This window comes from Methylobacter tundripaludum, from assembly GCF_002934365.1.
GTDB lineage: Bacteria > Pseudomonadota > Gammaproteobacteria > Methylococcales > Methylomonadaceae > Methylobacter_A > Methylobacter_A tundripaludum_A.
Map to the genome: position 1 here is coordinate 16,652 of NZ_PTIY01000007.1, position 12,389 is coordinate 29,040.

Annotated in this window: 9 protein-coding genes; 4 read left to right on the forward strand and 5 right to left on the reverse strand. The window is 49.4% G+C overall.

Annotated elements, in window-relative coordinates:
* Window positions 1-46: 46 nt before the first annotated feature.
* Together B0F88_RS09805 and B0F88_RS09810 are read left to right on the forward strand one after the other, a co-directional pair.
* Window positions 47-805, forward strand: a complete 759-nt coding sequence (locus B0F88_RS09805) for a ParA family protein (RefSeq protein WP_104423764.1) — start codon at window positions 47-49, stop codon at window positions 803-805.
* A gap of 27 nt (window positions 806-832) precedes the next feature.
* Window positions 833-3,340, forward strand: coding sequence for a glycogen/starch/alpha-glucan phosphorylase (locus tag B0F88_RS09810; protein ID WP_104423765.1), 2,508 nt, complete (start codon window positions 833-835; stop codon window positions 3,338-3,340).
* 84 nt (window positions 3,341-3,424) lie between these two features.
* Here the strand turns inward: B0F88_RS09810 and murI are convergent, their stop codons facing one another.
* Window positions 3,425-4,219 (reverse strand): glutamate racemase, encoded by a 795-nt coding sequence (gene murI / locus B0F88_RS09815; protein ID WP_104423766.1) that lies wholly within the window; start codon window positions 4,217-4,219, stop codon window positions 3,425-3,427.
* Between the two features lie 565 nt (window positions 4,220-4,784).
* Between murI and B0F88_RS09825 the strand changes: the two genes are divergently transcribed.
* Window positions 4,785-5,777: an AAA family ATPase gene (locus B0F88_RS09825; RefSeq protein WP_104423768.1), complete on the forward strand. Its 993-nt coding sequence runs from the start codon at window positions 4,785-4,787 to the stop codon at window positions 5,775-5,777.
* On the forward strand, window positions 5,778-8,261 hold the full coding sequence (locus B0F88_RS09830) for a S8 family peptidase (protein WP_104423769.1): 2,484 nt from the start codon (window positions 5,778-5,780) through the stop codon (window positions 8,259-8,261). It abuts the gene before it with no gap.
* 191 nt (window positions 8,262-8,452) lie between these two features.
* Here B0F88_RS09830 and trpC read toward each other — a convergent pair whose 3' ends face one another.
* The 4 genes from trpC to B0F88_RS09850 all read right to left on the reverse strand — a co-directional run bounded on the left by trpC (window position 8,453) and on the right by B0F88_RS09850 (window position 12,367).
* Window positions 8,453-9,253 (reverse strand): indole-3-glycerol phosphate synthase TrpC, encoded by an 801-nt coding sequence (trpC, locus tag B0F88_RS09835; RefSeq protein ID WP_104423770.1) that lies wholly within the window; start codon window positions 9,251-9,253, stop codon window positions 8,453-8,455.
* A gap of 12 nt (window positions 9,254-9,265) precedes the next feature.
* A complete protein-coding gene (trpD, locus tag B0F88_RS09840; RefSeq protein ID WP_104423771.1) occupies window positions 9,266-10,282 on the reverse strand; it encodes an anthranilate phosphoribosyltransferase in 1,017 nt (338 codons plus the stop codon).
* Window positions 10,283-10,477: 195 nt separating this feature from the next.
* Complete coding sequence (mpl, locus tag B0F88_RS09845; protein WP_104423772.1) at window positions 10,478-11,833, reverse strand: UDP-N-acetylmuramate:L-alanyl-gamma-D-glutamyl-meso-diaminopimelate ligase; 1,356 nt, start codon at window positions 11,831-11,833, stop codon at window positions 10,478-10,480.
* 24 nt (window positions 11,834-11,857) lie between these two features.
* Window positions 11,858-12,367 (reverse strand): ankyrin repeat domain-containing protein, encoded by a 510-nt coding sequence (locus B0F88_RS09850; protein ID WP_104423773.1) that lies wholly within the window; start codon window positions 12,365-12,367, stop codon window positions 11,858-11,860.
* Between the last annotated feature and the right edge of the window lie 22 nt (window positions 12,368-12,389).

Below are 12,389 nucleotides of genomic sequence, written 5' to 3' on the forward strand. Positions count from 1 at the left end.
ATGTTATCGTGTTTCAACTTTCCCGTTATCAGTACGAGACACGATTATGAATGTATTGGCTGTCTACAGCATCAAGGGCGGCGTCGGCAAAACCTCAAGCGCGGTTAACCTGGCGCACACGGCCGCCCGCAACGGTTTCCGCACCCTGGTTTGGGATCTCGATCCACAGGGCGCCAGCAGTTATTATTTCCGCATCAAGCCCAAGATCAAAGGCGGCGGCAAAGACTTAATCGCCGGAAAACGCGACCTGGACGGGCTGATTAAAGGCACCGACTTTGAAAACCTGGATTTATTGCCGGCCGACTTTTCGTTCAGAAACCTGGATTTGGTTCTTGACGCCAAGAAAAAGCCGACCCGGCAACTTAAAAAACTGCTGAAGCCTTTGGCCGAGGAATACGATTTTATTTTTCTGGATTGCCCACCGAACATCTCCTTATTATCGGAAGCCGTTTTTGAGGCCGCCGATATTTTGTTGTCGCCGATAATCCCCACGACATTGTCGCTAAGAACGCTTGAGCAGCTGGAACAGTTCATCGAAGATAATGAACTGAATCAGCTGGTGCTGATCCCGTTTTTTTCGATGGTCGACCGGCGTAAAAAAATGCACCGGGACATCATGGACAGCCTGGTTGCGAGTCATGCAGGGATTTTAACCGCCGCCATTCCTTACGCCAGCGACATTGAACGCATGGGCCTGGAGCGTATGCCGCTCGGAGGCTATATCAAAAAAAGCCTGTCTACGGTTGCTTACGATGCCTTGTGGCTGGAAATTCTGGCCCGCATTAACCAAACGCACAGCGCTTAAACTTACATCAATCTCTTGGAGTAAATCATGCCTAATAAACGATTTGTTACCAGCAAGCCTAAATCTTCAATTACCGATGTCCCTATATTGGGCGTAACCAAAGAGGATTTGATTGATGACTTCAAACAGTATTACGTTCATTTGCTGGGGCGCGACGAGAATTTCCGTTCGTCGCCGTTCTATGCCTGCGAGGCGTTGTCGCTGTCGATTCGCGACCGGCTGATGGAGCGTTGGAAAACCACCTATCAAACCTATAACAAAATGGATAGCAGACAGGTATTTTACCTGTCCATGGAGTTTTTGATGGGCAGAACTCTGAGTAACGCAATGCTTAATCTTGGCGTGACGGATGCAGCCACCCAGGCCATGCACGATTTGGGCATTGAAATCGAGGAACTGGTTGACCGGGAGCTTGATGCAGGGCTAGGCAATGGCGGGCTGGGGCGCTTGGCCGCCTGTTTTATCGACAGTTGCGCGACACTGCAACTGCCGGTCATTGGTTACGGCTTGCGTTATGAATACGGCATGTTTACCCAAACCATCGTCAATGGCGAACAGGTCGAAAAGCCCGATCACTGGCTGCGGCACGGCAATATCTGGGAAATTGAGCGGTTGGAATATTCGTGGCGCATTAAGTTTGGCGGTCATACCGAAATACAGACCGATGAAAAAGGCAAACAGCGGGTATGTTGGATCAGCACTAATGATGTGCTGGCCGTTCCCTTTGACACACCGGTACCCGGATATAAAAACAACACCGTCAACACCTTGCGCTTATGGAAAGCCGTGGCGACCGAGGAGTTTAATCTGGATGACTTTAACGCGGGCGATTATGCCGAATCGGTCGCCGCAAAAGTCACCGCGGAGCACATCACCATGGTGCTGTATCCGAATGACGCCAATGAAAACGGCAAGGAATTGAGGCTGCGCCAGCAGTATTTCCTGGCTTCCGCCAGCTTGCAGGACGTCCTTTCCCATTGGATCAGGCTGCATGGACACGAGTTCGCAAATTTCACCAGAAAACGCTGTTTTCAGCTAAACGACACCCATCCGAGTATCGCCGTTGCCGAACTGATGCGCCTGCTGATGGATGTTCACGGCCTGTCATGGGCGACAGCCTGGGGCATTACCCGGCAAACCATGGCTTATACCAATCACACCCTGCTGCCTGAAGCGCTGGAAAAATGGCCGGTCAGGCTGATGAAAAGATTGTTGCCGAGATTGATGGAGATTATCTTTGAAATAAACGCCCATTTCTTAGCCGAAGTTGCCGCGCATTGGCCCGGCGACAAGGCCAGATTGGCCAGAATGTCGCTCATCGAGGAAGGCGACGAGCAGCAGGTGCGCATGGCCTATCTTGCAATAGTCGGCAGTTTTTCGGTCAACGGCGTCGCCCAATTGCATTCCCAGTTATTGCAACAGGGCCTGTTCCGCGACTTTTACGAACTATGGCCGCACAAATTTAACAACAAGACCAACGGCGTCACCCCACGCCGCTGGCTGGCCTCGTGCAATCCCGAACTGGCCGCGCTGATAACCGAAACCATCGGCGACGGCTGGATAACTCATCTGGATGAGTTAAAAAAGCTGGAGCCTTTTGCCGAAGATGCCGAGTTCAGAAGTCGCTGGCGCGTGATCAAACAACACGCCAAGCAGCGCCTGATGGAGCACAAAAAACAATACCTGGACATCCATTTGAACCCCGATGCGCTGTTCGACATACAGGTTAAGCGTATCCACGAATACAAGCGGCAGATTTTAAATGTGCTGCATGTAATTCATCTTTACGACCGCATCAAGCGCGGCGACACCCACAACTGGGTTGCGCGTTGCGTGTTGATCGGCGGCAAGGCTGCGCCGGGTTATGCGATGGCGAAACGGACCATTAAGCTGATTAATAATGTCGCCCATGTGATCAACTCGGATCCCGATGTCGGCGACAAACTAACTCTGTTCTTCCTGCCCGATTACCGGGTTTCGGGCATGGAAATAATCTGCCCTGCGGCCGATCTTTCCGAACAGATCTCCACTGCGGGCAAAGAGGCGTCCGGCACCGGCAATATGAAGCTGATGATGAACGGCGCATTGACGATCGGCACGCTGGATGGCGCCAATATTGAAATAAGAGAGGAAGTCGGCGATGAAAACTTTTTCCTGTTCGGCCTGACCGAAGAGCAGATCGAAGCAAGGCGGGAACATTACGACCCTTATGCGATCATCGAGCAGGATGAAGACTTGCAGCGGGTCATGAATCTGCTGGAAAGCGGGCATTTCAACCAGTTTGAACCCGGAATTTTCGACGGCCTTATCGCATCGATTAAAAGCAAGTTCGATCCGTGGATGACGATTGCGGATTTCAGGAGCTATATCGATGCGCAAAAACGGGTGGAAGCGGCCTATCAGGACAAGGACTACTGGACCCGGATGAGCATATTGAATTGCGCAAACAGCGGCAAATTTTCCACGGACAGGACCATCAATGATTATAATCGGGAGATCTGGAAGCTGGAGCCTGTGCCGGTGCAATATCCTTAAAGAATTTTGGGCGCAGGGCGGAAAGTGCATCCGCCCTGCAATTTAAAACGCAGCTAAGGTAAAAACTTCGTGTCTTCGCGGTTCTTAATCCGGCAAAGGGCGAACCTCGACATCCGCGTTCCATAATTGCGAGAACAGCGGCTTCGCCTTATCCAGCGCACCGCTGGTCCAGAAGCACTCCGTACCGGCATCGGCCGCATCCGCCAATAAACCGCCCACTTCAAGCCGGCGGCTCAGTTGCCGCGCAACGGCGGCGGCGGAATCGATGACGGCTACGCCCGGCCCCGCTATCTCCCGTATCAACGGCGCCAAAAAAGGATAATGCGTGCAGCCCAGCACTATCGTATCGGCTTTTTGCTCCAGCAGCGGCAGCACATATCGCTGAAGCAACAGCCGGGTTTTGTCTCCCGACAGATCCCCCGCCTCCACCTGCTCGACCAGTCCGGGACAGGCCTGTCCCAATATCTCGACATCCTCGCCATAGCGCGCAAACAAGCGCACAAAATTATCGCCGGCCAATGTCCGGCTGGTAGCCAAAACGCCGATAACTCCTGATTTTGTTTGCTCCGACGCCGGTTTAACCGCGGGCTCCATCGCGATAATCGGCATCATGAATCGTGAGCGCAACGTCGTCACCGCCGCGCCGGTCGCCGTATTGCAGGCAACGACAAGAGCCTTGGCGTTCCTGCTCACCAAGAATTCGCTGATCGCAATCGACCTGCTTTCGATGAATTGCTGCGATTTATCGCCATAAGGCGCATGGCCCGAATCCGCCACATACAGCAGGTCTTCACCCGGCAACGACCGGCGAATCTCATGCAGGACCGACAATCCGCCTACGCCTGAATCGAAAACGCCAATAGGATTTGCGGCATTCATGTTTCGCAACTACCGGGCAGTAAGAAGGTGTATTTTTCGTTTTGAGCTTTTCATATCGCGCCATTATACAGTCATCAGCATAGATTTTCTTGTCCTTGCTGACGGTGCTACTTAGGTCGTTTATCTGTCATGAACAAGATTTAAACGTCTTCTGGAATCATTATTTTCGTTAGAATGCGGCGCTCTTTCAGAATCACTTCGCATTGAAAGAAACTATCGCTTGCCAGCGTTTCACCCGAAAACATCATTCGGCCCGCAAACCGGCACCAACACAGTTGGATCATTACCTCTGCCGACCCACTCGGCAAAACGGAAACTCTGTGGCGTGATAGTCTTCTGGTGAAATACGGCGAGCCGCAAACCACCCTGAGCCGTATGAAGATTTCGACGGCACCATGGTACTCCATTGCCATCTGTTTCTCATGAGGATACGGGGATGATTTAGCATTGAACGTGGCTATTATTAGCATGGCACAAGTATTATTGTTAATATGGATTCTTTAGATCTATAGGTCATATCGAATTATAATGACCACACTAGGAAACCTAATTTGACTCATTGCTTATGGCTATCGCAAATCAAATAAAAGCTTTGTTAAAATCGCATGTTGATGGCGATGACGCTCTGTTTTTGTCTATTGCAATGCAGATGGCCGCTCAAGAGGCAAAGCAAGGGCATGGGAAATTCGCCAAAGAAATTCGGGATTTAATCGATGAGGCAAAATCTACTCGCCGGACGAATGATTTAACGCCAATACCTTTAGTCAAACCGAAAGGCGAACTTAGTAATTTACTGAATGTTTCATACCCCAAATTGCGTTTGGTTGACATGGTGTTGTCTGCCAATATCGAAACCCGGCTACAAAGGCTGATTAAAGAACATAAACACGTTCAAAAATTGCGTTCTCATGGTTTAGCCCCACGTAAAAAACTTTTGTTAATCGGTCCGCCAGGAACCGGAAAAACCTTGACGGCTTCTGTTTTAGCTGGCGAACTTGGCTTACCGCTGTTTATTGTCAGACTCGAAAGTCTAATGACAAAATACATGGGAGAGACAGCAGGCAAACTGCGTTTGATTTTTGACGCCATCCAGCAAACGCGTGGTGTTTATTTATTCGATGAGTTCGACAGCATTGGAGCTCAAAGAGGCAATACTAACGATGTTGGTGAAATACGACGGGTTCTCAATAGTTTCTTGCAGATGATCGAACAAGATACTTCCGATAGTCTGTTAATTGCAGCAACCAATCATTCAGAGATGCTTGATCACGCGTTGTTTCGACGCTTCGATGATCTGATCGAATATGATTTACCGGAAAAAAAAGAAATCGTCGCAGCCTTCAAGTCAAAACTGGCTGCATTTAAAACATCCAGAATTTTATGGACAAAAGTGACTGAAGCAGCGGATAAATTAAGTTATGGCGATATTACTAGGGCTTGCGAAGATGCCATAAAAGACGCGATTATCCATAATAAAGAATTTGTCAGTCATTCAGACCTCATTCACTCAATAAAAGAGCGGTGTTTAATCCGTCAGAAACAACAAGTAAACTCGTAAATGGCAGATAACAGCAAGGAACGCCTTCCTCATCTTTTAATAAAAAAGTTGGCCAGTACAGACACTTATACGAGGCCTCAAAAAGCTATTGTCCTACCTGGAATGCAACTCCCTCAAAGAGATCGGCAATTTCACGCCCAACAACTGCTTAATCAAATCGAACAAGTAAAAACTCAACAAACTACCATTATTCAAGAACAAAAAGCGTTCGGTCTGGATGTCAATAATGGAATTTACCTAGCCTTTGAAAGCGAACCAGACTTCGAATTAAAGTTTAGCAGCCTGGAATTTCAGCCCAGCGGTATTGAGCTTTGTACAGTTAAAGGAGCAGATCACAAAACAATTGCCACCGTTTTTGTTCCAGAAGGAAAGCTCTCGCATTTTCTGAAGAAGATTTCACAATATCAGGAAGAAAACACACCCAAAAATAACCCCAAACACAAAGAGCTGGTAGAAAGTATTGCTGGTATTAAACTGGCTGCCTTGGATGCCCTCTGGACTGATGCTCCCGAATCATTGCCTAATATCGATGAATCGATCTGGTGGGAAGTTTGGTTACGTCATAGCGATAACATCGACTACGAATCATTTCTTCGTGAACATGCCCCTCAACTAGAAATGAGGGTCGGCAAAGAATCAATACGATTTCTCGATAGAACTGTTGTTCTTGTTTATGGCACTAAGGAACAGATGAGCCGCTCTATTCACTTATTAGGCTCTATTGCTGAACTTAGAAAAGCTAAAGACACCGCCGATTTTTTTACCGGCATGGATAGGCAAGATCAACATAATTGGATAAGCCAAACATTGAAGCAATTGACGCCCCCATCCAATGCATCCCCTTATATCTGTATCCTTGATACTGGGGTTAATGAACAACACCCACTGTTAATACCAGTTGCTGACTCACCAGATATGCATACTTATACCCCGGTGTGGGGAACCGATGATCGCAATGGTCACGGTACTGCAATGGCGGGATTATCCGCTTATGGCGACTTAACCGAAGTGTTGGCTTCCGCTTTACCCATACAGCTCACCCATCGTATTGAATCGGTAAAAATTACACCATATCCCGGCTTTCATGAAGATAAACGCTTATATGGTGCGATTACTCGTGAAAGTATCACACGAGTTGAAATCGAACCCAATCGGCAACGTATCTATTGCATGGCGGTATCTGCCACTGATGATAGGGATAGGGGGCGACCTTCCTCTTGGTCGGCTGCTGTTGATGCGCTTGCATCGGGTTATGACGATGAACAACAGCGATTGATTATTCTGTCTGCCGGCAACACGGCTCAAGCTTTTAGACACATGTATCCGAACAATAATCTGGCCGACGAGGTGCATGATCCGGGGCAATCATGGAATGCATTAACAGTTGGAGGGTATACCGAAAAAGTCTGGCTTGATTCGGTAGAATATCCAGGTTGGTTGCCGATAGCTCCACTAGGAGATCTATCCCCATCCAGTTGCACTTCCATGGATTGGCAAAAAACCTGGCCCATAAAACCCGATATTGTTATGGAAGCAGGTAATATGGCTATCGATCCGATATACGGCAATGCCGACTATATTGATGATGCTCTACAATTATTGACTACAGGACATAAGTTTTTACTTGATAAACAACTGGTTTCATTCGGAGATACCAGCGCAGCAGCGGCATTGGCTGCTCATTTGGCTGCGAAAGTACAAACCCACTATCCCGAGTACTGGCCGGAAACCATACGGGCATTAATGGTCCATTCTGCAAAATGGACAGATGCGATGAAAACAAGATTTGCCCCATTCAATACCAAAGACCAATACCGCCAATTACTGCGCTATTGTGGGTATGGCGTTCCCGATGAAGAAACGTTATTTTGGAGCAGTCGAAACGAATTGACACTAATTGCTCAGGATGCGTTACAGCCATATTTTAAAGATAAAAGCACAGTTAAAACCCGCGATATTAATTTACATAGCCTACCCTGGCCCACTGAAGTATTACGTGACTTACCAGCAAATACCCGCGTCGAAATGAAAGTAACCTTATCTTATTTTATCGAACCGAATCCCGGATCAAGAGGATGGGTAAACAAATACCGTTATGCATCCCACGGCTTACGTTTTGATGTGCGTCGATCACTTGAAAGCCTGGAACAATTTAAACAACGCATCAATCAACTTGCGCGTGATGAAGAATATAACAGTCAAGCACAGCCCGAAAGTGGCGAATGGAAATTGGGCGAAAAATTGCGTAGCTTGGGTTCCATTCATTCAGATACATGGCATGGTTCCGCGGCGGAACTTGCAGAACGTGGTTATATTGCCGTTTATCCTGTGTTGGGCTGGTGGAAAGAGCGAGCAAATCTGGATCGATGGGGCAAACAAGCTCGCTATACATTGATTGTCAGTATTAAGACACCGGGAGTTGAAACAGATATTTACACGCCAGTTGAAATTAAAAATCAATCAGTTATATCTTTGGCTGTGTGATAGTCACATGAATGAGGCGCACAGTTTCGTTGAAATTTCACCATAACCAAGCTAAAGCTAAAACAAAATACAAAAATCAGAGTAACTCCGCATTACACATGGAGTCACACTTTGATTATGCAAAACAAACGTCTTAAACCAAAAGAGGACCCCATCTAAGTATCCGCAATATGAAAAAAACGGGAATCTTTCTACAACCCAAACAACTCCCGCATCTTCTGCCCCGGACTTTCCGCCCGCATAAACGCTTCGCCGACCAGGAAGGTGTAGATGCCGTTATCCAGCATCAACTGTACGTCTTCATGGGTATGAATGCCGCTTTCGGTGATGATCAATCGATCCGCCGGAACATCGGCTTTTAAATCCAGAGTGGTCTGCAACGAGGTTTCAAACGTGCGCAGATTGCGGTTGTTGATGCCGATCAGTTTGGTGTCCAGCGTTAATGCCCGTTGCAGTTCTTCCGCATTATGCACTTCCACCAATACGTCCATGCCCAGTTTGGTTGCGGTATCCGACAGCTCATGCATTTGGCCGTCTTCCAACGCGGCGGCGATCAGCAATATGCAGTCTGCACCCAAGGCGCGGGCTTCATAGATTTGATAGGGGTCGATCATGAAGTCTTTTCTTAATACCGGCAGCGGGCAGCGTTCCCTGACCATTTGCAGGTAGACTTCCGAGCCTTGGAAAAACTCCTTATCGGTTAATACCGACAGACAGGCCGCGCCGTTCATCGCGTAATCCTGGCCGATCGCGATCGGGTTAAAATCTTCCCTGATTACGCCTTTGCTGGGCGAGGCTTTTTTGATTTCCGCGATAATCGCCGGTTTTTTGGCCAAGACCTTGCTTTGCAGCGCGTTGTAAAATCCGCGCGGGCCTTCAACCCCACCGGCAATTTCTTCCAGATTGGCGATGGTCATGCCTGTTCTGCGTCGGGCTATCTCTTCGGCTTTTTTATCGAGAATTTTCTTTAAAATGTCTGGCGTATCGGTCATGGCTTTTAGTTTTTATAAGGTTTTTGAATAAGCGATCAACGCGTCGAATTTGGCTTTTGCCGCGCCGCCGGCGATAAGCTGTCCAGCTTTTTCTATGCCTGCGCTTAAGGAATCGGTGATATTGGCCGCGTAAATCGCCGCCCCGGAATTGAGCGCCACGATGTCCCTGGCCGCTCCGGCTTTATTGTCCAGCACCGATTTTACCATCACCAGGCTGGAGGCTGCACCATCAATGGCCAATTCGGCCAGACTGGCTCGCTTAAAACCGAATTGTTCCGGCGTAATCGTATAGGTTGTGACGTTACCGTCTTTCAGTTCGGCAATGGTTGACGGCGCTGCAATGCTGATTTCATCGAGGCCGTCGTCGGCATTGACGACCAGCACATGCTTGCTGCCGAGTTTTTTCAGAACGTGCGCCAGCGGTTCCACCCATTCCTTGGCAAATACGCCGATCAACTGATTCGGCGCTCCGGCGGGATTGGATAACGGGCCCAACAGGTTGAACAGGGTTCTTACGCCCATTTCTTTGCGGACATTACTGGTATATTTCATTGCGCCGTGATGTTTGGGCGCAAACAAGAAACCGACGCCGATTTCATTGACGCAATGCGCGACTTGTTCGGCGCTTAAATCCAGGTTGACCCCGGCGGCTTCCAGCAGGTCGGCGCTGCCGCAACTGCTCGATATGGAACGGTTGCCGTGTTTGGCGACCTGTCCGCCCGCTGCGGCCACGACAAAGGCGCAGGTGGTGGAGATGTTGAAGGTGTTCGCGCCGTCGCCGCCGGTGCCGCAAGTGTCTATGACATGGTCGCCTGTTACGGCTACTTTGCTTGCCAGTTCGCGCAATACTTCGGCGGCGGCGGCGATTTCGTCGATGGTTTCGCCTTTGCAGCGCAGGGCGATCAGGAAGCCGCCGATTTGCGCGTCGGTGGCTTTGCCGCTCATGATCTGATGCATCACGTCGCGCATTTGGTCGTAGCTAAGGTTTTGTTTGTTCAGCAGGGCTTGCAGGGCTTGTTGTATTTGCATTCGGATTTATATTAAACGTTAGGGACGGGGGAAATACCCCGTCCCGGCTTGGAGAAATATCATTGATTTTTTACCGTGAAGAGCATGAAGGAAATGAAGATAGCAGTATTGACTTCATGTGTATCCCTTCATTATCTTCATGCTCTTCATGGTAATAAAAACAAGTTATGAACAATCTGTAATCCATTATTAGAGTCAGCTTTTCAAAGCATCCTGCAAGCGCTGATAAATGCCGCCGAAGCCGCCGTTGCTCATCAACACGAAATGCCCGCCGTAACGCGCTTCGAATTTCAGCTTGGCGATGATGTCATCCAGCGATGAGCAGATTTCGATATTACCGGCGTACTTTTTCAGTTCGCCCAAGTCCCAGCCCATGCCTTCCGGCTGGTAGATGATCGCCAGATCGGCGTTGCCCAGCGATTCGGCCAGCGTTTTGGTATGCACACCCAGACGCATGGTGTTCGAGCGCGGCTCGACTATCGCGATGATACGATCCTGACCCACTTGTTTGCGCAGGCCGTCCAACGTCGTTTGTATCGCGGTCGGATGGTGGGCGAAGTCGTCGTAGAGTGTCACTCCCTTAATATTTGCTATCACTTCCATCCGGCGCTTGACGTTTTTAAATTGTCCCAGCGCAGCTATCGCATCCTTGGGCAGGATGCCGACATGCTTTGCGGCGGCTATCGCAGACAGCGCATTGTAGACATTATGCTCGCCGGTCAGCGGCCACTCGACGCAGCCTTGCGCTTGGTTATCCATCAGTACGTTGAATTGGCTGCCGTCGCTGTTGATCAGCTGTGCGTTCCACTGTGCATCGGCGTTAATCGAAGTCTTCGCAACCGGCGTCCAGCAGCCCATCGTCAAAACATCATTGATATTGGCGTCGCATTCGGGGCTGATGATCAGGCCTTCGCCGGGTACTGTCCTGACCAGATGATGGAATTGTTTTTTGATCGCATCCAGGTCGGGGAAAATATCGGCATGGTCGTATTCAAGATTATTAAGAATCGTGGTGCGGGGCCGGTAATGGACAAACTTCGAGCGCTTGTCGAAAAACGCCGAATCGTATTCGTCGGCCTCGATCACAAAAAAATCGGACTCGCCGAGCCGCGCCGAAATGCCGAAATTCAGCGGAATGCCGCCGATCAAAAAGCCCGGCTTAAATCCCTGATGCTCCAGTATCCAGCTCAACATGCTGGTCGTAGTGGTTTTGCCGTGGGTTCCGGCAACGCCCAGCACCCATTTATCCTGCAACACATGCTCCGCCAGCCATTGCGGGCCGGAGACATATCTCAGCCCCCGGTTAAGCACCGCCTCGACTTCGGGATTGCCGCGCGACAAGGCATTGCCGATAATCACCAGATCGGGTTTGCTGTCCAGGTTCTCGGCCCGATAGCCTTCCATCAACGTTATGCCTTGCTGCTCCAGCTGTGTGCTCATCGGCGGATAAACATTCTGGTCGGAACCGCTGACCTGATGCCCCAACTGCCGCGCAATGACGGCAAGCCCGCCCATAAATGTCCCGCAAATACCTAAGATGTGAATATGCAATGTTTTATCCTTACCGGTTTGTAACTATTTCTTAGCCGGCGGTTTTCCGCCTGCGCCGTCTTTGCCTGTCGCCCCTTCTGGCACATCCTCCTCCTCTTTCGCCCCGGCTTTTTCCAGAATTTTAATGATTTTTTCATGGGCGGTTTTCTTGGCCCTGGTCAAGACCGTCACATTTTGTTTATCCACCGCATTGACATCGGCCCCGGCCGCAATCAGTAAATTAACGATGTCTTCATTGCCGAAAACCGATGCATCCATTAACGCTGTCGTTCCCAAATTATCGGCAATACTGACATCGGCCCCATACGCCAACAGGGTTTTAACAATCTTTACATTGCCGTTAAAACTTGCGGCCATCAGCGCAGTGCGGCCGCCCGCAGTTTTGCTGTTAACGTCTATCCCTTGCGCCAGCAAAGCCTCGGTTCTTTCAATCTTGCCCATCATCGCCGCCGCAAATAAATCTTGGCCGCCTTCCGCAAGGGTCGCTTGAGATACAGCCAATAACAGGATTAAAAAGCAGTCTTTGTATTTCATACCGAATAGTTGCTTGCGTTTA